The sequence below is a fragment of the Kribbella sp. NPDC026596 genome, assembly GCF_040638415.1.
Classification (GTDB): Bacteria; Actinomycetota; Actinomycetes; order Propionibacteriales; family Kribbellaceae; genus Kribbella.
In genome coordinates this window covers 1-19,525 of sequence record NZ_JBEZYF010000088.1, presented here as the reverse complement: position 1 = coordinate 19,525, position 19,525 = coordinate 1, and the positions used below count along the sequence as shown (strand labels likewise).

23 protein-coding genes are annotated in these 19,525 nt (G+C 69.2%); 5 read left to right on the top strand and 18 right to left on the bottom strand.

Features of this window, described 5'->3' with window-relative positions; translation table 11 throughout:
* From AB0E63_RS41400 to AB0E63_RS41390, 3 genes are all read right to left on the bottom strand, one after another.
* Entirely contained in the window at positions 1–333 is a 333-nt protein-coding gene (locus AB0E63_RS41400; RefSeq protein ID WP_131352136.1) for a small basic family protein, read from the bottom strand.
* On the bottom strand, positions 330–1,118 hold the full coding sequence (locus tag AB0E63_RS41395; RefSeq protein WP_360378846.1) for a DUF881 domain-containing protein: 789 nt from the start codon (positions 1,116–1,118) through the stop codon (positions 330–332). The genes AB0E63_RS41400 and AB0E63_RS41395 overlap by 4 nt, the downstream gene beginning before the upstream one ends.
* A gap of 78 nt (positions 1,119–1,196) precedes the next feature.
* Entirely contained in the window at positions 1,197–1,793 is a 597-nt protein-coding gene (locus AB0E63_RS41390) for a CDP-alcohol phosphatidyltransferase family protein (protein WP_360378843.1), read from the bottom strand.
* Positions 1,794–2,004: 211 nt separating this feature from the next.
* Between AB0E63_RS41390 and AB0E63_RS41385 the strand changes: the two genes are divergently transcribed.
* Both AB0E63_RS41385 and AB0E63_RS41380 read left to right on the top strand, forming a co-directional pair.
* Positions 2,005–2,373, top strand: coding sequence for a YciI family protein (locus tag AB0E63_RS41385; protein WP_360378840.1), 369 nt, complete (start codon positions 2,005–2,007; stop codon positions 2,371–2,373).
* Positions 2,373–3,563: a sigma-70 family RNA polymerase sigma factor gene (locus AB0E63_RS41380; RefSeq protein WP_360378837.1), complete on the top strand. Its 1,191-nt coding sequence runs from the start codon at positions 2,373–2,375 to the stop codon at positions 3,561–3,563. Before AB0E63_RS41385 ends, AB0E63_RS41380 begins: the two co-directional genes overlap by 1 nt.
* Here the strand turns inward: AB0E63_RS41380 and AB0E63_RS41375 are convergent.
* Positions 3,552–4,319: a class I SAM-dependent methyltransferase gene (locus tag AB0E63_RS41375; RefSeq protein WP_360378835.1), complete on the bottom strand. Its 768-nt coding sequence runs from the start codon at positions 4,317–4,319 to the stop codon at positions 3,552–3,554. The two genes, AB0E63_RS41380 and AB0E63_RS41375, sit on opposite strands and share 12 nt — an antisense overlap.
* The gene (locus AB0E63_RS41370) at positions 4,316–4,702 is read right to left on the bottom strand and encodes a VOC family protein (RefSeq protein WP_360378832.1); all 387 of its coding nucleotides are present in this window, start codon (positions 4,700–4,702) and stop codon (positions 4,316–4,318) included. Before AB0E63_RS41370 ends, AB0E63_RS41375 begins: the two co-directional genes overlap by 4 nt.
* Before the next feature lie 86 nt (positions 4,703–4,788).
* Between AB0E63_RS41370 and AB0E63_RS41365 the strand changes: the two genes are divergently transcribed.
* Positions 4,789–5,403, top strand: a complete 615-nt coding sequence (locus AB0E63_RS41365) for a GNAT family N-acetyltransferase (RefSeq protein ID WP_360378829.1) — start codon at positions 4,789–4,791, stop codon at positions 5,401–5,403.
* 71 nt (positions 5,404–5,474) lie between these two features.
* Here AB0E63_RS41365 and AB0E63_RS41360 read toward each other — a convergent pair whose 3' ends face one another.
* The 3 genes from AB0E63_RS41360 to AB0E63_RS41350 form a co-directional block, all read right to left on the bottom strand.
* Positions 5,475–6,104, bottom strand: a complete 630-nt coding sequence (locus tag AB0E63_RS41360; RefSeq protein WP_360378826.1) for a DinB family protein — start codon at positions 6,102–6,104, stop codon at positions 5,475–5,477.
* Between the two features lie 1,047 nt (positions 6,105–7,151).
* A complete protein-coding gene (locus AB0E63_RS41355; RefSeq protein WP_360378824.1) occupies positions 7,152–8,744 on the bottom strand; it encodes a DNA polymerase Y family protein in 1,593 nt (530 codons plus the stop codon).
* Complete coding sequence (locus AB0E63_RS41350) at positions 8,744–9,643, bottom strand: hypothetical protein (protein WP_360378821.1); 900 nt, start codon at positions 9,641–9,643, stop codon at positions 8,744–8,746. The genes AB0E63_RS41355 and AB0E63_RS41350 overlap by 1 nt, the downstream gene beginning before the upstream one ends.
* A 63-nt stretch (positions 9,644–9,706) precedes the next feature.
* Here AB0E63_RS41350 and AB0E63_RS41345 point away from each other — a divergent pair, with 63 nt between their 5' ends.
* Both AB0E63_RS41345 and AB0E63_RS41340 read left to right on the top strand, forming a co-directional pair.
* Complete coding sequence (locus AB0E63_RS41345; protein ID WP_360378818.1) at positions 9,707–10,171, top strand: PPOX class F420-dependent oxidoreductase; 465 nt, start codon at positions 9,707–9,709, stop codon at positions 10,169–10,171.
* Positions 10,172–10,174: 3 nt separating this feature from the next.
* The gene (locus AB0E63_RS41340; protein ID WP_360378816.1) at positions 10,175–10,894 is read left to right on the top strand and encodes a PIG-L family deacetylase; all 720 of its coding nucleotides are present in this window, start codon (positions 10,175–10,177) and stop codon (positions 10,892–10,894) included.
* Here the strand turns inward: AB0E63_RS41340 and AB0E63_RS41335 are convergent.
* From AB0E63_RS41335 to AB0E63_RS41290, 10 genes are all read right to left on the bottom strand, one after another.
* On the bottom strand, positions 10,884–11,573 hold the full coding sequence (locus tag AB0E63_RS41335) for a GntR family transcriptional regulator (protein WP_360378813.1): 690 nt from the start codon (positions 11,571–11,573) through the stop codon (positions 10,884–10,886). The genes AB0E63_RS41340 and AB0E63_RS41335 overlap by 11 nt on opposite strands.
* A 152-nt stretch (positions 11,574–11,725) precedes the next feature.
* Complete coding sequence (locus tag AB0E63_RS41330) at positions 11,726–12,664, bottom strand: zinc-binding alcohol dehydrogenase family protein (RefSeq protein ID WP_360378810.1); 939 nt, start codon at positions 12,662–12,664, stop codon at positions 11,726–11,728.
* Between the two features lie 64 nt (positions 12,665–12,728).
* The gene (locus AB0E63_RS41325; RefSeq protein WP_360378807.1) at positions 12,729–13,628 is read right to left on the bottom strand and encodes an amidohydrolase family protein; all 900 of its coding nucleotides are present in this window, start codon (positions 13,626–13,628) and stop codon (positions 12,729–12,731) included.
* Between the two features lies 1 nt (position 13,629).
* Positions 13,630–14,019, bottom strand: a complete 390-nt coding sequence (locus AB0E63_RS41320) for a cupin domain-containing protein (RefSeq protein ID WP_360378805.1) — start codon at positions 14,017–14,019, stop codon at positions 13,630–13,632.
* Entirely contained in the window at positions 14,016–15,590 is a 1,575-nt protein-coding gene (locus AB0E63_RS41315; protein ID WP_360378802.1) for an FAD-dependent monooxygenase, read from the bottom strand. The genes AB0E63_RS41320 and AB0E63_RS41315 overlap by 4 nt, the downstream gene beginning before the upstream one ends.
* Positions 15,587–16,348 (bottom strand): SDR family NAD(P)-dependent oxidoreductase, encoded by a 762-nt coding sequence (locus AB0E63_RS41310; protein WP_360378799.1) that lies wholly within the window; start codon positions 16,346–16,348, stop codon positions 15,587–15,589. Before AB0E63_RS41310 ends, AB0E63_RS41315 begins: the two co-directional genes overlap by 4 nt.
* Positions 16,345–17,073 carry a GntR family transcriptional regulator gene (locus AB0E63_RS41305; protein WP_360378796.1) on the bottom strand — a complete coding sequence of 243 codons (729 nt, stop codon included), beginning with the start codon at positions 17,071–17,073 and terminating at the stop codon, positions 16,345–16,347. The genes AB0E63_RS41310 and AB0E63_RS41305 overlap by 4 nt, the downstream gene beginning before the upstream one ends.
* Positions 17,070–17,906, bottom strand: a complete 837-nt coding sequence (locus tag AB0E63_RS41300; protein ID WP_360378793.1) for a fumarylacetoacetate hydrolase family protein — start codon at positions 17,904–17,906, stop codon at positions 17,070–17,072. Before AB0E63_RS41300 ends, AB0E63_RS41305 begins: the two co-directional genes overlap by 4 nt.
* Before the next feature lie 40 nt (positions 17,907–17,946).
* Entirely contained in the window at positions 17,947–18,342 is a 396-nt protein-coding gene (locus tag AB0E63_RS41295; RefSeq protein ID WP_360378790.1) for a RidA family protein, read from the bottom strand.
* Entirely contained in the window at positions 18,342–19,430 is a 1,089-nt protein-coding gene (locus AB0E63_RS41290; protein WP_360378787.1) for an Ldh family oxidoreductase, read from the bottom strand. Before AB0E63_RS41290 ends, AB0E63_RS41295 begins: the two co-directional genes overlap by 1 nt.
* Between the last annotated feature and the right edge of the window lie 95 nt (positions 19,431–19,525).

Genomic DNA, 19,525 nt, shown 5'->3' with positions numbered 1-19,525 from the left:
TCAGGCCCTGAAGATGTGCCGGCGGATGGCGGCCATGTTGGTGAAGATCCGGATGCCGAGGACGACGACCACGCCGGTGGACAGCTGCGAGCCGACGCCCAGCTGGTCACCCAGGTAGACGATCAGTGCCGCGATCAGGACGTTCGACACGAACGAGACGACGAACACCTTGTCGTCGAAGATCCCGTCCAGGAACGCCCGCAGCGCCCCGAACACCGCGTCGAGGGCGGCGACCACGGCGATCGGCAGGTACGGCTGGGCCCACTCCGGGACGTCGGGCGCGACCAGCAGGCCGATCACGACACCGATCACCAGCCCGAGTACGGCGATCATCTCGACCTCACCTTCGCGTAACGCAACGCGATGGTCGCATCGGCCGGCACCAGCACGGAATCCTCCGTCGTGATCGTCATCCGGACATCGAAGTTGCTGACCAGATACTGCACCCACTGGCCACCCGAGCTCTGCGCGAACCGGGCCGGCATGGTCGCCGTGTCCCCGATCGCGAGCACTGTGTACGGCGGGGTCAGCGAACTGTAGTCGACCGTGATCGCGCTGCCCGCACCCCGGATCGCGGTCAGCGAGGTGAGCCGATGGCCGTTCACCGAGATCGCCTCCGCGCCCGAGGTCCACAGGCCGTTGACCAGTTGCTGCAGGTCGACGTCGAGCAGGCGGCCTTCCTTGTCGGCGTCCTTCGCGTCGTCGACCACCACCTTGAGGCCCGGACCGGTGACCGCGATCGCGCCGGTGCGCAGCCCGAGGTCGTCCAGCTGCTGCTGCAACGTCGCGCCCGAGCTGGTGTTACCCAGTCCGCTCGCCTGCAACCGGCGTACCTCGTCGGCCAGCTGGGTCTGCTGGGTGCGCAGGCCGTTCAGCCGGGTGTCGGCCTGGTTGATCCGGGTGACCAGCTCGTCGCGCTGCTGCTCCGCCGCGGGCGCGCTGCGGTAGTTCTGTGCGGCCGCGACCGCGAGCAGGAAGCCGAGCACGAGCGTGGCCGCCACCAGCATCACCCGGTGTCTGGACCGGAACGGTTTGCCGCCTTGTTTCGGCCGGGTCCGGGCGGCGACGGCGTACCCCTCGTCGAGCGGGTGCGCCATCAGGTTGTTCAGCAGCGACATCGACGCGTCGACACGGCGCGGCTTCGGTGGGCCATCCTTCGGTGGCGCAGACTTCGGTGGCGCAGGCTGGGTCACGGTCTACCCGGCCGGGTCGTTGATCGGTTTCACCGTCTGGACGAGGTGGCGCAGCTGAGCGAAGTACAGAGCGCCGGCCCAGTAGTACAGACCGGTCCCCCAGATCGCGAACGCCCAGCCGAACACGCGGGCGAGCAGGTTGAGGGTGCTGTCGCCGTCGCCGAGCAGGAGCAGCGGGAACGCGTACAGCAGGCAGAACGTGGCCGACTTGCCGAGGAAGTGCACCGGCAGCGCGTTGAAACCGCGGCGGTGCAGCGCCGGCAGGGTGAAGATGAGCAGCAGATCACGCAGCGGCAGCGCGATCGCCAGCCACCACGGGATGATGTCGCGCAGCGCCAGGCCGACCACCGTCGCGAAGATGTAGAGCCGATCCGCGACCGGGTCGAGCATCTGACCGAGCCGGGTGGTCTGGTTCATCCGGCGGGCGATCTGGCCGTCGGCCCAGTCGGTGAACCCGGAGACGGCCAGCACCAGCAGTGCCCAGCCGTCCTCCTCCGGGCCGAGGATCAGCCACAGGAACAGCGGCACTCCCAGCAACCGGAGGAAGCTGAGCGCGTTCGGGATCGTGAGCACCCGGTCGGACACTTCCAACTCCGGCACGCGACCCCTCCCTTTCTCCACCCTGAAATACCGGTCGTAACTGTACTTGGGCGCGTCGACAGGTTTACGCCCGGCCATCCCGGGGCAGGCCGGGCCTTCCCCTGATACCTGAACGCGCAGGCCCCGTTCCCGCTACGCCCGCTGCAAACCAGTGACCCGATCGATACGCAAGGGTGATGCTTAGCTCGTTGTACAAACGGGAGGGGTAGGCATGAAGTTCCTGGTGCTCATTTACGGCAACCCAGAGTCCCGGGCGGTGTGGGACTCGCTGACCGACGAGCAGAAGAAAGAGGGCATGGCCGGGTACGCCGCTCTGCACGAGGCACTCGCTGCGCGCGGGGAGCTGGTCGCGTCGGAATCGCTGGACGACCCGGGCCTCACCAAGCAGGTGCTCGTCCGGGACGGCCGGCCGATGACCACCGACGGACCGTTCGCCGAGGTCAAGGAGCAGTTGGCCGGGTTCTACCTGCTCGACTGCGACTCCATGGACCGTGCCGTCGAGATCGTCGCGCAGATCCCGGAGGCGCCGTTCAGCGTCGTCGAAGTACGGCCGGTCCGCGACCTGTCGGCGTACACCTGATGCAGCTCGAGGAGCTGCTGCGGGAGCAGGCGCCGCAGGTGCTCAGCGCGCTGGTCCGCCGGTACGGCGACTTCGACGCGTGCGAGGACGCCGTCCAGGAGGCGCTGCTGGCCGCGTCACTGCAGTGGCCGGGTGACGGCGTACCGGACAATCCGCGCAGCTGGCTGATCACGGTCGCGTCGCGGCGCCGGATCGAGGTGCTGCGCAGCGAGGCGGCGCGGCAGCGGCGGGAGGAGACGATCGCCACCGCTCCGGAACCGGAGCCCGCGTCCTCGGTCGACGACTCGCTGACGCTGCTGATGCTCTGCTGTCATCCGTCGCTCACTCAACAGTCACAGATCGCGCTCACCTTGCGGGCCGTAGGCGGGCTGACCACCAGCGAGATCGCCCGGGCGTTTCTGGTGCCGGAGGCAACGATCGGGCAGCGGATCAGCCGGGCGAAGGCCAAGTTGCAGGGTGCCCGGTTCGCCTTGCCACCGGCGGCCGAGCAGCCCGAGCGGCTGGCCGCCGTACTGCAGGTGCTGTATCTGATCTTCAACGAGGGCTACACCGCGTCGTCGGGGTCGTCGCTGCACCGGGTCGAGGTGAGCATGGAAGCGATCCGGTTGACCCGGCAGTTGCACGCGGAGTTGCCTGCCGAGGGCGAGGTGGCCGGGCTGCTCGCGTTGATGCTGCTGACGGACGCGCGCCGGCCCGCGCGGACGACGGCGGACGGCGCGCTGGTGCCGTTGCCGGAACAGGACCGGACGCTGTGGGACGCACATGCGATTGCCGAGGGCACCGAGTTGATCGCGTCGACGCTGCGGTCCGCACCGGTCGGCGCGTACCAGCTGCAGGCCGCGATCGCCGCGGTCCACGACGAGGCGAAGCGGGCCGAGGACACCGACTGGCGCGAGATCCTGATGCTGTACGAACTGCTCGAGTCGACCGCGCCCGGTCCGATGGTCACGCTCAACCGGATCGTCGCGGTCGCCATGGTGCACGGGCCGGCGGCGGGGCTGGCGCTGCTCGACGACGCCGATCCCGCGTTGAAGGATCACCACCGGCTGGCCGCCGTACGTGCTCATCTGCTCGAGCTGTCCGGCGACCACGAGGCCGCCCGGGCCACCTATCAGCTCGCAGCGCGGCTGACGCAGAGCGCGCCGGAGCAGCGGTATCTCCAGTCCCGCGCCGACGCACTAGAGGGCTAGCGGCCGGCCCCAGCTCAGCTCGGCCTCGATCTGCAGCGCCAGTACTCCGTCCTGCACGTAAGGGCGCACGGCCGCCTCGACGCCGGCATCGAACTCGGCCGCCTCGTCGGCGGGCATCAGGTCGCGGGCCAGGCTCGAAGTCGAGTGGAACTGTTCGATGTAGTCGGCGACCCGCTGGTGATACGTCACCGGCGCGGTCCTCGCCGTACCGGTCAGCTCGAGCAGCCCGCGCTCGCGGATCGCGTCCACCACACTGAACCTCGGGTCGTGGTTCTGCTTGCGCGAGTGGCGTTCGATGACCTTGACGAGATCGTCCCACCACGGTTGGTCCACCGGACCGTGCTCGATCACGACGAGCTGCGCGTTGGGCGTCAGGTGCGGGACGATCCGGGCGAACGTCTCCTCCCACGGCATCCAGTGGATGCTCGCGCCGGCGGTGACGAGTGCGTACGGGCCATCAAGCTCGGCCGTCTCGATGCCGCTCACCTGCCAGCGGATCGTCTCCTGGTCCCCGCCGGGCCGGCCCTTCCCCGCGTCGACCATCGCTTGCGAGATGTCGATCGCGTCGACGCGCTCAACCCTAGGCGCCAACGGTCGCGCGATCGCACCCTCACCAGCGCCGATGTCCAGAACGCGCCGCGGCTCGTCGGTGATCAGCGCTTCGAGCCGGTCGAAGACCTCATCCGGGTACGGCGGGCGATGCTGGTAGGCCACCGCCACCGCTTCGTGCTGGAACGTCCCCGCAAGATCCGTCATTCGATCCCCCACATGGTCGCGTTGTCGGTGAAGTACGTCGGGTCGCTGTGGACCGGGATGACACAGAGGAGATGGCCGCCGGGAGCCTGCAGGGTGTGGCAGCCCTGCCAGCTGGAGACCTCGACGGCGCCCAGGTCTTGAAGTCGCCTGACCTCGGCTGCGACGTCGTCGGTTTCGATGTCGAGGTGGTAGCGCGGTTCGTCGTCGACCGATTGGATCGCCAGCACGTAGCCGGGCAGTCCGTCGTGGAGAGTGGTGTACTGCGGCTCGCCCTCCGGCGACGACGTCCGTACGCCCAGGGCCTCGGCCCAGAAGGTGGCGGCTCGGTCGGTGTCGTCCCGGCGTACGTCGATCAGGAAGGTAGACACGCGGCTGCGGTGCATGCGCCCCAACCTAGCCGCGGTTCGGCTGCACGGCGTGGGATTTGTTCCGGACGGGGATCGTCCGGAACCGGGGTTAACCTGCGGGCATGCGGCAGGTGATCGAGGACACGCAGGTGACGTTCGTACCGGCCAACGAAGCGTCGTGGGAGGACCTTCAGGCGATCTTCGGTACGACCGACGCCGGGTACTGCCAGTGTCAGCGGTTCAAGATCCGCGGCTGGATCTGGACCGCCTCGACCCTGGACGAGCGGATGGGGATGCTGCAGGACCAGACCGCGTGCGGGATCCCGGACGCGCCGTCCACGAGCGGTCTGGTCGCGTACGTCGACGGCGAACCGGCGGGCTGGGTCGCGGTCGAACCGCGCACGGCGTACGTGAAGCTCCGGACCTCGCGCGTGCCGTGGACGGACCGCTCCGAGGACAAGGACGACGACAGCGTCTGGGCCGTCACCTGCATGGCCGTCCGCAAGGGCTTCCGCGGCCGCGGTCTCACCTACCAGCTCGCCCGTGCCACCATCGACCACGCCCGCACCCGCGGCGCCCGCGCCCTCGAGGCCTACCCGATGTTCACCCAACCCGGCCGCACCATCACCTGGGGCGAGCTCCACGTCGGCCCCCACCAAGCCTTCGAAGAAGCCGGCTTCCGCCAAGTCACCCACCCCACCCTGCGCCGCACCGTGATGCGCATCGACTTCTCCTGATCAGCGAGCTCCAGTCGGTGCGCTTCCCGACGGCTTCAGCGAGCTTCCATTCGGTGCGCTTCCCGACGGCTTCAGCGGGCTTCGAGGAGGGTGAGGTCTCGGGAAGCGAAGCGGTAGTGCTCGCACTCCTCCTCCATCAGTACGCCGAGGCATTCACCGACGGGCCGTTCTTCCTCGGGGTAGCCGGGTGCTGGTGACCGTAAGCAGGGTCGGCCGAGGTCGGCGTCGGTCAACCCGTCGAGAACACGTCTCACCAGCTCAACGCGATCCACCCGCGCCGCCTTCACCGCGTCGTACGTCGGTTGTGCGTCGAGCTCCATGCCGAGCGCCGCGGCATCCGCCGGAGCGTACGCGGTCTGCGGCAGCGCGAGCGGGTGGAACGGGCTCGGCTCGTCGAGAATCGTGCGGCTCACCCATGAGTCCGTGATGAAGACGAGGTGCCGCAGGGTCTCGACGAACGACCACTCATCGTGGACACGCTCGTACCGAACCGACTCCGGCAGCCGCTCGGCCCGCGCCGTCAACTCCGACCAGAGCCCTTCAACCGTCCCCCACATCGCCCGGAAGTCATCGGCGTTCCGTATCCCGCGCAACTGCACCCGCTCAGGATGCCGCCGATCAAGCTCAGCCTCGACGTACTCAGTGACGTCGACCCCGTTCACCACCAGGTTGCTGACCCACCCCGACACATCGACATCCACCAAACACCCGTCGACGATCCGCACCCCGCTCAAATCACAGTCAACGAACCGCGCGCCCCGCAGATCCCGCACCACAAAACTCGCACCCCGGAACCGCTCATTGTCCCCATCATCGTGCCACCCCGCCGACCACCGATGCGGCCCAAACTGCGCGGCCTCCAGTCCCTCCACCAACCCCTGTTCATCCATCGCGCCATTCTCCCCCCACCCACCGACACGCCCCACCCACGGACACTCCCCACAACCCGTCCACCACACCCGCCCCACCACCACCTACGCGTGCACCACACTCCCACCGCCCCCGCCTCCCCCAGGACACGACCACCACGCCCCCGTCCCCACCGCGTACGCATCCGCCACCAAACCGCGCCGCCCCCGAGTCCGACGCCAACTCCGCACCGTTGTGCAGGGCGGCCGGCGAGTCCGCGGCCTAGCCTGCCGCCGACCCCGCCATCGCGCCGCCCCGACCGCCGAGTCGTGGATCCAGGCGGACGACACGCCGGACACGGCAACCCCAATCCACGACTCACCACCTGCGGAGAACACACACGCCAACCACTACCCACGACTCGGTCCACGCCGCGTTCCTCTCACGACCACAACCACCGGCCACCGGCCAGCGCACGGCGGGTGGTGCCGACCCAGGGACAGGTGGTGCTGTGGGAGCGCACGAGGTGGGTGGGGCTGGTGCTGGCGCGGTCGGTGCTCAGGGGGTGTACACCCGGCAGGTTGTGCTGGCGCGAGTGTTCCTGGAGTACGGCCAGGCCGCCCGAGACACGTGCTGCTCAGGCGGGGGTTCTCCGGGGTAGGTGGCTGGGGGGTGCTACCCGGGCGGGTTGACTCGGTGCGGGCGGTGCTGCCGGGGCCGGTGTTCAGGTCGTGCTACCCGGGCGGGTTGTACTCGGTGCGGGTGGTGCTGCCGGGGCCGGTGTTCAGGTGGTGCTACCCGGGCGGGTGTACTTGTGCGGGTGGTGCTGGGTGGGTGGTGCTGGGGTGGGTGTGGCCAGGTGCCGGCCGGGGGATGTGGTGCCGCGGTGGTCGGGTGAGTTAGTCGTAGGTGGCTTGGGCTTGCCAGGTTGTTTGGTGGAGGGTGAAGAGCCAGGCTCGGGTGTCGGCGGTGTGGAACTGGAAGCGGGCCTGGCGGGACTCGGTGGTGGGGTCCCACCAGCGTTCATCGGTGAGCCAGGGGCCCGCCCAGGCGGTGATCGGGTGGAGCTTGTTGCTGTCGGCAACTTGAGGGGCGGGGGCCAGGCGGAAGGCGGTGGGGGTGCCGGAGAGGTCGCCGCGGGCGGTGACCGAGACCTCGGTGCCGTCCTCGGCGTATACCTTCGCCAGCAGGGGCTGGGGGAAGATCGTGGTGGGTGCGAGCACCGGCCAACGCGTGGGATCGGTGGATGCGATCGCACCGGGCCAGGGCTGGTCCGGCGGGCGGGCCGGCACCGGGCGGTCGCCCCACGGGATCAGCGTCTGCCGCTCCGCGAACCCGCGCCCGCCGCCGATCACCACCGACGCGACGGCACCGTGACCGAGCATGCTCTGGACCCGTGACAGTGCCCGGTGGATCCGCTCGTCCGGCCCACCACCCCACAGCCCGTCGACATGCGCACCGACGGGATCCGCCTGGTCGGGGACGAGCCGGAGCCGTACGACGGGTGACGTCAGCTCGCTGGTCGCCGTACCGCTCCCCTGCAGTTGCCAGCGGACCCGGTCCACCACGTCGGCCGCGGTGAACCAGCGCGGATGCAACCACTCCCGCTCGTGGATCCGCCCGGACTCGGTGCCGATCTCGACCCGGAGCGTCGTACACACCAGGCCGAGCTCGGTCAGCCGGGCGATCAGTTCGTCGGCGACCGAGCGGACCGCGAAGGCGACCTGGTCGACCCGGTCCACGGCCGGCTCGAAGTCGAGGGTGCGGGTGAGCTCCGGCGGGATCTCCCGGCCCACCACCGGGCGATCGTCGTACCCACAGGCGAGCCGGTGCGCGAAGGCACCGGCCGGACCGAACCGGGTCAGCACCTCGGTGCCGGACAGCTTCGCGAACGCGCCCAGCGACCGCAGCCCGAGCCGGCGGAGCAGGTCCGTGAGGGTGGGCTGCTCGAGGACGTCGACGGTGAGCGGCGCCAGGAACTCCGGGGACCCTCCGGCCGGCACCACGTGGATCCGCGTCCGCGCCGAGCTCGCTCGGGCCGCCTGCTCGGCCGCGAACGGACCGTCGGCGATCCCGACCCGGCCGCCGAGGACGTCGAACGTCTCCAGCCGGTCGAGCAGCTTCTCCGCGGCCGTGGACTCACTGCCGTAGAACCGGGCCGGACCGCGCGCCTTCAACGCGCACATGCCCGGACGGATCACCTGGACGCCGGGTGTGAGCGCCTCCAGGCACGCGATCACCGGGTCGAACGCGCGGGCGTCGATCACCGGGTCGTACTTCAGTACGACGAGCTCCGGGCACCGCGACTGCGCATCCCGGGCCCGCTGACCGCGGCGCACTCCCTCGGCCCGTGCGGCGGCGGAGGTGGCGAGCACCTTGCCCTTCTCCAGCAGGGCGATCGGCTCGTCGGGGGAACGGCCCGTCGCCACCGCGGCCGCTGTCACCGGCCAGTCCGGCACCCAGATCACCATCGTGCGAGTCAGCCCGTCCATCAGCCCACCGCCTCGATGTCATCCCACCCAGACTCTTCCTGCACGGTCTCGGCCGCAGCGGAGCGGATGGTGCCGTCCGGGCCGGGAAGCCAGAGCTGGTGCCGCCGGGGATGTACGGCGGCTCTCCGGCCGGTCACCACAACTGTCGCCTGCCGGGCGGTGAGCAGACCTTCACCGTCGCCCAGGCCGGTCCAGGTGTTGCTCTCCACCTCGAACCGGGCCTCACTTCCCGGCCAGGAACCGGACGCGATCAGCATCGCCCCCCGCGTCCGCAGCCGGGCGGCGAGCCGGGACGCCTCACCCGGCGTCACTTCCCCGGGCGGGCGGACGACCACCACGGTCAGCGCGTCGACCAGCGCGGCGACGACGTTGAGCCAGTCGTGCCCCGGTTCGGGCACCAGCACGAGACGCTCCAGGTCGACCCCGAGCCCGCGCGCCGCCTCCGCTCCGAACGACGGAAGCCCGACGACCCCGCACCACGCACCCTCCGCGGACGGCCCGGCCATCAACGCCATCACCAACGCGGCACTACCACGCACCGAGTACGCCGATCCGCCGCGCAAGCTGGCCCCGGACAGCAACTCGGACACCGCCGGCAGCGTGGGCAGCGCCCGCTCCACACCGGCGGTGTCGAGCGCCTGCTGCACCCGCGTCTCGGTGACCCGCGTATCGAACCCGGTGACCGAGGCGAGGCGCGCCGTGGGAGCGGCGGGGTGATCATGGGGGTCCGGATCGAGGTCGTGCGGAGAGTCCGGGTCGAAACCACTGACCGCGGTGAGACGAGGAGTGGGCTGATCAGGGAGATCCCGGGTAGCTTTCTGAGCCCGGGCAAGGAGCATCCGAGCCTGGTCGAGCGCCGTGACCCGACCTTCCTGGCCGACTGCGGAAGTCCCCGTCATAACCCCATGTTCGAACACCTGTTCGAACATGTCAATCCGATCGCCAGCCCATAGGGTGGGGGCATGCCGAGGACTATTGCCACCAACACCAAGGTCGACCTCGATGGGCTGCTGGAGTTCGTCCGGCCCCGTCACCACATGCTGCTGATCACCACCCGTGCGGACGGTACGCCGCAGGCGTCGCCGGTGTCCGGCGGTGTCGACACCGAGGGCCGCATCGTCATCTCGTCGTACCCGGAGCGGGCCAAGAGCACCAACGTGAAGCGTGAGGGGCGGGCCAGCGTTCTCGTGCTGTCGGACGACTGGAACGGCGCGTGGGTCCAGGTAGACGGCAGCGGCGAGGTGATCGAGCTCCCGGACGCAGTGGAGCCCCTGGTCGACTACTACCGCTCGATCTCCGGTGAGCACCCGGACTGGGACGAGTACCGCGAGGCCATGCGGACCCAGGGCAAGTGCCTGATCCGCATCACCCCGGAACGCTGGAGCCCGCTCGCGACGGGTGGCTTCCCCGCCCGCCTGGCCGACTGAGCGATGCGTACGGCGCTCGTCGTCCACGCCCACCCGGACGACGAGGTGTTCGCGACCGGCGCTGCCACCTCTGTGCTGAGTGCCCAGGGGTGGCACGTCGTACTGCGCACTGCCACTCGAGGAGTCTGGACAGCGGCAGAGAAGCTGCCGGTCGCCTGCGCACTGCTCGGGATCGACGAGTGGGACTGGCTCGGCGGCACGGACCGGTGGATCGACGACGGCGGTGCCAACGGACCGCACACCCTGGCGAGCGCTGAGCTCGGTGAGGTCGCGGTAGAGATCGAGAAGACCATCGCGCAGTTCTCACCGGAGCTGGTGCTCACCGTCGGCAGCGACGGGCTCACCGGCCACCCGGACCACATCGCCATCCACGACGCGGTCCGCCGAGCCGCACAACAAAAGCCCTGTCGCGCGTTGGGTGCACGCCTACGCGCGAAGGACGTCCGTGCCGGCCAACAACTCGTGCAAAGACTGCTACCTGGCGAAAAGGTAGGTTCAGGCCACGTTGTCGGGTGCGACGACGACACACCGCTGGAGAAGATCTCCGGTGCATCCGAGCTGCAGAGACGCCAAGCACTCGACCAGTACTACGACGGCCTAGGCACTCAGGAGCTGTCCGACCTCATCACGTCGTACGAGTCACGGGGTGACGGCCTGCTGCTCAGGGCAGTCTTCGACGTGTCCGGCTGGCAGCACGACCGCTTCGAAGTCCTCAGGGCTTAGAGCGGCGCTCCATCGTCTGCGTGATGCGTTGCATGGCGCCTTCCAGATGTTCTCGCAGAGCGGCCTCCGCGCCGGCCTCGTCGTGGGCGAGACAGGCATCGAGGATGGCCTGGTGCTCACGCCGGGTCTGCTCGATCCGCGCCTTGGTCTGCCGGGAGCCGAACCGGTAACGCTCGCTGTTCTGCCAGACCGGCTCGATCGCGCGCGGCAGCCAGCGCGAACCGCCCGCCCTGTAGATGGCGAAGTGGAACTCGGTGTGCGCCTGCCGGGAGGCAATGTTGTCGCCGAGCTTCGACAGCCGGACATGCTCGGCCAGTGCGGTCCGCGCCAGCGCCGCATCCGACTCCGCGAACCGGGTCGCAGCCGCACGGACCGCGAGGGACTCCAGCGCCAACCGGGTCGCATGCGTATCGCGCAGGTCCTCCATCGACAGCTCACGCACCCAGGCGCCCTTGTGCGGAACGATCTCGACCAGCCCGAGCGCCGCCATCCGCCGCAGACCTTCCCGGATCGGCATCTGGCTCATGTCCAGCCGCTTGGCGAGCTCCTCCAGCCGGAGCGCCGTACCGCTGGGGAGTTCGCCGGACAGGATGAGCTCATGCAGTTCGGCGGCAGCTTCCTCGGCGAGAGTACGACGGCCGGTCGGTCCCCCAGGCGTGAGCTCGAGTCGTCGGGTCATCTGGTGCGGGCTGCCTCTCTCCTCCACTGCATACAACTCTGGGAGGTAACCGTAGCCGCCGCTCGGGTATCTCGGGGCTTTCCACAACAGATTGCCCAGCGGGAGTCTCGACACACCTGAGTGGTCTAGTCCACGTTGCCCGCCAACGGCACTCAGCTGAGCGTGCTCAGGTCCAGCAAGACTCGCCCTGCTTGCCGATCCAGCACCTCACCGACACGGTCCGCGGGCAGCAGCTCGTACTCCGGTCGCCACTGCGCCGGCGCGATATCCGCCATCGCCTGACTGATCGCACCGGGCTCCAGAACGGTCCGCTGCAGATTCACCGGCAGCACCCGCAGGTCGCGGCCGATCAACTGATGCAGATCGATCGTGGTGAACTCACCGGCCCGATAACCCAGTACGGCGAGCCGTCCGCCGGGAGTGATGTGTCCGAGCACCCCACTGGTCACCGGACCGCCTACAGTGTCGATGGCAGCGTCACACCAGGGCAGCTCGCGCCCGACCTGCCCCAACTCGTCCACCCGGACGATCTGGTCGACCAGTCCGGCCGTCGCTTGCACGGACTCAGTGGTCCACGCCAGCCCGATCACCTTCGCCGCACCGGCCGACCGCGCCACCGCAGCACACAGTCGCCCGACCAGACTGGTGATCCCGGTGACCACGACCGTCTCGCCCTCGACGACCGCGGCAACTCGTCGTACGGCGGTGTGAGCCGTCAGAGCAGGTGTCAGCAACGCCACCGCGGTCGCCGGGTCCAGAGCCGAAGGCAGCCGATGTACGGCGGCGTCCGGTACGACGGCGTACTGGCCCCACAGACCTGGCCCGGTCATCCCGACACCCTCGCCACGAACCACCACCGGAGTGCCGGCGTCCAGAACGGACGAGCTGACGACAACACCGGCACCCTCTGAGCCCGGCACGAACGGCACACTGGGCTGCTTGCCCGCCAGCACCGACCTGTCCTGCTGGGTCACGGCAGCAAGCCGCATCTCCACCAGCGTCTCGCCCGGACCCGCGACCAGCTCGACCTCTTCGGCCTTCACCTGCTCACCTGGCCCATGACTCCGCAACACGATCCCCCGTGTACTCATGCCCAATCCCCGTTCGCCACGATTTGATATCTGATCACACCTTGGCCCTGCCGAAAGAGCTGTCTCACGAGGCGACAACCCCCTTCGCCAGCGGCCGGGTCAGTTCTTCGGCCGCTGCCGCGCGCGCGGCAGAGACCGCATCACTCCCCATCGGGAACGGCCAGTCGCTCCCGGCCAGCACCCGCTCGGCGCCGAAGGTCTTCGTCAGCAGTTCCAGTACGGCGTCGTCGTGCACCAGGTCGTCGACGTAGAACCGGCGCAGTGCCTCCGCGACCGGCAGGGACAGCGGCTTGATCCCCGGCCGGTCCTGATCAACCCCGCGCTGCCACCGTCCGGCCAGCGCCGCCGTCACACCACCCCCATGGCACAGGCAGAACCGGATCCCCGGAAACCGCCCCGGCACATCCGCGAAGACCAGCGACGCCGCTGCGACCCCGGTCTCGTACGGATTCCCCAACAGATTCGATAGATAGAACGACTCAAGCCGCTTGTCGTCACTGTGACCGGGGTGAATGAGGGTGAACGCGGCCAGCTCGTCGAGCACCTGCCAGAGCGGATCCAGTCCCGCGTAGCTCGGCGTACCCAGGGCGAAGCCGCTGAAGACGCCTTCACTCGCGAGGTCCGCCGCAACGGCCGGTGCGGACGGATCGAGCAGTGGCAGCTGACCGAGTACGCGCAGCTGAGGTGTGGCGAGCTCCCGAAGCCCCTGGTTCACCAGCTCGGCCCACTCCACGCCGGCGTCGTACCGAAACAGGGCGGGCGGCACGGACACCACAGCACCATCCAGGTCCTGGTCAGCGATCCACTGCAGTAGTGCAGCCGGGTCAGCCAGGCGCCTCAACGGCAGTCGCTCCCCGTCGATCAACAGCCAACCGCCGTCGATCGACAGACCGAACTCACCACGGTGCGCCGCCGACAGCACGGTCGGCGGTATCAGGTGCGTGTGGATGTCCCAGCCGGCCATGTCAGCGGGCGTCCTCGTCGTTGTCGTAGAACGCCGGCCGCTCCGGGTAGTGCGGGCCGTCGTACACCTCCAGCAGGACGGACGTCTCCTCGGCGAGCGTCGGTCCGTGCACGACACCCTTGGGGTTCCAGTAGAAGCTGCCCTTGGTCAGAGTCGTCCCGGTCGGCAGGTACACGTACCGCCCGGACAGGCAGAACATGAACTGGTTCGAGGCGTGCTTGTGCTCTGACGGGATCCCCGACCCCTTTTCGAACTTCACCAGCGCGATCGACGCCTCGGTCTCCGGGTCACGCCACAGCATCTTGTGCGACAGCCCAGCGAGCGACTTCTCCACCCACTCCAGGTCCTCCGTCTGCAGCAACACCTCCCGCAACGGCTCATCAAACGTCATGAGACCTCCCTGGGCACAGGGCGGCCGGTGATCCGGGTGTAGAGCTCCTCGGCCACACCGTCGCCGATTGGAGCTACGGCGGCGATGTGCCCGTCCGGCCGGACCAGTACGACGCTCTCCGGCGGTACGTCGTACCTGTTCGTGGCAATGCTGCCCGGATCGAACAGAGCCCGGTCACGCAGGCCGGAATCGTGCGGAGCATCCCACCGGGAGACGGCGTAGTGCTTCAACGCCGGCGAGTCGTTCACCGGGATGTCCGGGCGCCGCCGTACGTCGGTGAAGTACAGCGCGACGAACGAGTCCCGGCACAGGTCGTGGATCGTCGTCCGACCGGTGGGGCTCTGCAGCACCAGGTCAGGAGCCCGGTCGCCCGCCCGTACGGCGGGAGGTCCAGCACTGGTCGCCACCATCGACCAGTCGCCCACACCGTCCACGTCGAGCCGGACACTCAGCAGCGTGCGGTTGTACGCCGTCGCCCAAGCACCCGTGTCCTCGGTGACGGCACCACGCTGGTGGGCCATGTACTTGCGTGCGGCCTCGGCCATCTCGCCCGAGCCCTCGATCGCCACCGGCCGCTGCTCCTGCTCGTAGCCGTCGAGCAAGGTCTCCGAAGCCCAGCCACGCAGTACCCAGGCCAGCCGCCATGGCAGGTTGGACGCGTCCAGAGCACCGGTGTTCAGCCCCAGCGCCCACATCGGCGTGATCAGGTGAGCCGCGTCGCCCATCAGGAACACTTTGCGGTCCACAGTCCACTGGTCGGCGACCCGGTGGTGCACGTTGTAGACGACCGAGCCGAGGAGCTCGATCCGGTCCACCTCGCCGATGAACTGCTTCACCTTCACCAGCAGGTCCTCGTCGCCCGGCGGCTCCGCCCCGGGACCGAGCGGGAACAGGAAGCGCCAGTTGTCCGGCTGCCGGATCAGCACCATCCACTCGGACTTGTCCGCGAAGTAGGCGAGGTACGGATAGTCCCGCGCGTTGTTGACGTCCAGATCCACCAGGACATCGATCAGCATGTACCGCTCGGGCAGGGTCTCCCCCACCACCTTCACGCCGAGCGCATCGCGGATCTTGCTCCGGCCGCCGTCACACGCGAGCAGATGCGAGGCCTCGATGTCCCGCGGCCCGTCCGGCGTCTCCACATGCAGCACGACGCGGTCGTCCAGAACGTCGAACGACAGCAGTCGGTGCCGGGTCAGCACCGGCTGCTCCAGTGCCGCGGCCAGGATCGGCTCCATCTTCTGCTGCGGCAGGTTGATCACGAACGGGAACTGCGTGTCGTTGACCAGCTCGGCCAGCTGCACCGAGGCCCGCGGCGTGTTGCTGGCCCGGTCGATGTCACCGATCTCGTCGATGCGCAGTGCGGCTGCCAGGATCCCGTCGACCGCGCCGTACCGGTTCCAGATCTCCAGCGTCCGGCTGAGCGTCGTCCCGGCCTTGGTGTCCGAGGACAGGACGGCGTCCTCCTCGAGCAGCACGAACGGTACGCCGTAGTGCGCCAGGCCGAGGGCCGTGGTGAGGCCGATCGGCCCGGCACCGACGACGGCGACGGGCAGCTGGTCAGCAGTCACTCATCACTCCCGGAGCTGTAGTCGTTTTCTCGCTTCGCGAAGGCTGTCAGCTTCGCAAAAGCCCGCTCCCGGGTCAGCACAGACCCGGTCATCGCGGCCGCGTCGGACAGCAGGAACAGCAGCGGACCGACCACGTCCTCGGGGTCGCCGATACCTATGGTGTCCTGCCAGTGCCCCCGGTCCGCACCGGCGTTCGCTCCTCGGAACTGCTCGGTGTCGATGACTCCCGGCGCGGCGACGTTCACCCGCACCCGGTGCTGAGCCACTTCGGCGGCCAGTGTCTTGGCGAAGGCGATCAATGCGGCCTTGCTCGACGCGTACGCCGCCGCACCGGCGTACCCGGTGACAGCCATGCCCGATGTGAACACGACCACCGACCCGGACCGCCGCGACACCATGTGCGGTACGACGGCCTGACACGTCCACACCACGCCGTCGAGGTTCACCTGCAGCGTCCTGCTCCACTCGGCCGGATCCATCTCCAGCACCGTCGACCGAGGCTGCACAGCCGCTCCGGCGACCAGTCCATCGATCCGGCCGTAGCGATCGACGACAGCCGACACACCCGTCGCTACTGAGGACCGGTCCGCGACGTCGACCTCGACGTACACGACTGCGGGGTCGGCCGGCTTCACGACGTCGAAGACCACCGCCGTCCCGCCGCAGGCATTCACCGCCGCGGCCAGGGCCGCACCGATCCCCCGCGCGCCACCTGTGATCACCACGACCTCACCGGTCGCGTCGAAGCTCACCTTCATGACGACTCCTTCTGCTTCGACGTCTCGTGCTGCTTCCCCTCGGCCCGCCTCGTCATGGTGTCGGTGATCCGCTGGAACGCGCCGGCCAGATGGTTGCGCAACGCCTGCTCGGCCGCGTCCGGATTGCCGGCGACACACGCGTCCAGGATCGCCTGGTGCTCCTGCCGGTTCCGCTCGATCAGGAACGCGGTCGGCCGGCTGCCGAACCGATAGCGCTCACTGTTCTGCCAGACCGGCTCGATCGCCCGCGGAAGCCACTGCGACCCGCTCGCGCGGTAGATGGCGAAGTGGAAGTCCGCATGCGCTTGCCGGGCACCCGCCGAGTCGTGGGTCCGGGACAGCTGGAGGTGGTCGGCCAGTGCGGCCGCCGCCTTCTCGAAGTCGTCATCGGTGAATCGCCCCGCGGCGGCGCGTACAGCAAGCGACTCCAAGGCCAGCCGCGTCTCATGCGTGTCCCGCAGGTCCTCCACCGACAGGTCACGCACCCACGCACCGCGGTGCGGGATGATCTCGACCAGTCCGAGCGCCTCCAGCCGGCGGAGTCCCTCGCGGACCGGCATCTGGCTCATCTCCAGCCGATTCGCGAGCTCCACCAGGCGCAACGGCGTACCGCTGGGAAGCTCACCGGACAGGATCAGCTGATGCAGTTCGGCCGCGGCGTGCTCCGCGAGAGTACGACGCCCTCCCTTGCCACCACCGGGCAGCAACTCCAACGGGCCGCTCATGCGCGGGCCACCTTGTTGCGTAGCTCGCCGATCTTGTCCGCACGAGTGACGACCACGTCGCCCTCCTGCAGGAACACCTGCGGCTCCCGGGCGTTGCCGATGCCGGCCGGAGTCCCGGTCAGCAGCAGGTCGCCAGGGCGCAGTGTCATACCGAACGACAACTCACTGATCAAAGTGGCGACGTCGTAGGCCATCTGCCGGGTCGACGCGTCCTGCCGCACCTCACCGTTCACCAGGCACTGCAGCTGGATGTCCTGTGGGTCGCCGAGCTCGTCGGCGGTCACGATCCACGGCCCGAGCGGCATGGTGTTGTCGATGCTCTTGCCCTTCAGCCACTGCCCGCCGTGCGCCCGCTGCAGATCGCGCTGCGACACGTCGTTGGCCAGCGTGTAGCCCCAGACATGATCCAGAGCTTCGGAGGCGGGGATGTTCCGGCCGGTCGTGCCGATCACCAGCGCGACCTCGGCCTCGTAGTCCCACTTGGCCGAGATCTCCGGGTCCCAGGCGATGTCGTCGTACGGACCGATCACCACGTCCGGCCCTTTGGTGAAGAACGTCGGATGCTCGGGCCGGTCCACGTCCTGGCCCTCGCGCTTGCCCTTGCTCTCCTCGAAGTGGTCCCAGTAGTTCCACCCGGTGCACAGGATGTCGCGCCGGAACCGCCGCAGCGGCGGCCGCAGCATCGCTTCGCCGTAAGGGATCTTCTCCCCCGACGGCTCCGCGCCGCCCTGGATCACCTCGGTCAGATCCGTTGCCGTCAGCAACAGGACCGAGTCCCCCTCGAGTACGCCGGGGCGCTCCTGCCCGGCGTACTCGACCATCACGTACCGCATCTCAGGTCCACTCGACGCCACGCATCAGAATCACCCCCGGTCATGAGATCACTGCGATTGCGTTGATCTCGATCAGGTAGTCAGGGTGCGCGAGCTTGCTGACCTCGACCATCGTGGAGGCCGGCAGCGGCTCGGTGAAGTACTGCGCCCGGATCTCGTGGATCTTGGCGAAGTCCTCCATGTTGCGCACGTACACATCCACCCGGCAGACGTCCGCGAGCGTGCCGCCGGCGGCCTGGACCGCCGCCTGGACGTTGTCGCACACCTGCCGGGTCTGCTCCCGGATGTCGCCGACGCCGGCGATGCTGCCGTCCGGACGGCGCGCGGTCATCCCGGAGACGAACACGAACCGCCCGGTCGCCTCGATCGTCGTGGCCTGTGAGAACACCCCGTTCGGGCAGTGCAGCGTGGTCGTCGAAACCTGTGTCTTCGGCATCAGTTCAGTAGCCCTCCCGCCGGAACGACGGCACCGACCGCGCGTGCGGCCGCCAGCAGCCCGTCCAGCCCCGACCTCTCGATGAGTACGCCGTGCCGCCGCTGGTGTGCTGCCCGTTCCGCCTCGATCTCCCCCGGCAGGTGCAGCCGGTTCACCCCCGGCGCGGTCGCGCTGCTCCGGACTCGCGTCGCCAGTCCGGACGAGCGCCGCCGGAAACTCTCCACTCCGCCCATCAGCTCCGGGTCGATCGCCAGGAACAGGTGGGCACAGTCGTTCGGCCGGTCCGGCTCCCGGTACAGCGGACGGACCTGGTCGCCCCAGCCGCCACCGCTCAGTACGCCGGTCAGGACGTCGATCATCAGCGCCAGCCCGAAGCCCTTGTGGCCGGCCGCGGGCAGCAGCATCCCGAGCACAGCCTCCTCCGGGTCGGTGGTCGGCGTCCCGGACGGGTCGGTCGCCCAGGTCTCTGGGATCGGCCGCCCGGCCGACGCCGCCAGCCGGATCTTGCCCAGGGCAACGGCCGACAGGGCCATGTCCAGCACGATCTCCACCCCGGCCGAGGTCGGCACGGCGATCGCCAGCGGGTTGTTGCCGACGACCCGCTCGGCTCCGCCCGGCGCCGGCATCAGCGGCGTGGTGTTCGACATCGCGACGCCGATGCACCCCGCCTGACCGGCCTGCATGGCCCACCGACTGGCCGCCCCGAAGTGGTGCGCGTTGCGGACCGACACCAGACCGATGCCGTACCGGCCGGCCCGCTCGATCGCGTGTCCCATCGCCTGCGGACTGGACAGCTGCCCCATCCCGCCGCGCGCGTCCACGACCATCGCGGCGCCGGCGTCGTACAGGATGTCGAGCTCGCGCTCGCGGGTGACACCGCCGGCGTTCAGGCGCTCGACGTACATCGGAACCAGCATCACGCCGTGCGAACTCACGCCGCGTAGGTCGGCCTCGACCAGGGCATTGGCGATCTTCGCCGAGTCGGCCGGGTCGAAACCGAGCGAGGTGAAAACAGCCGAGACGGTCGCTTCCAGCCAGGCAGGCCGCACGAGCACGCGCCGATCCGCGTCGGAGGCTTGAGCGGTCATCGGGCCTCCCGGCCTGGACTGAGGAGCGCAGGGAGCGAAGCGACCGGAGCGACGAGGGAAGGCCGGGAGCCAGGGCCCGATGACCACGCCGGCGC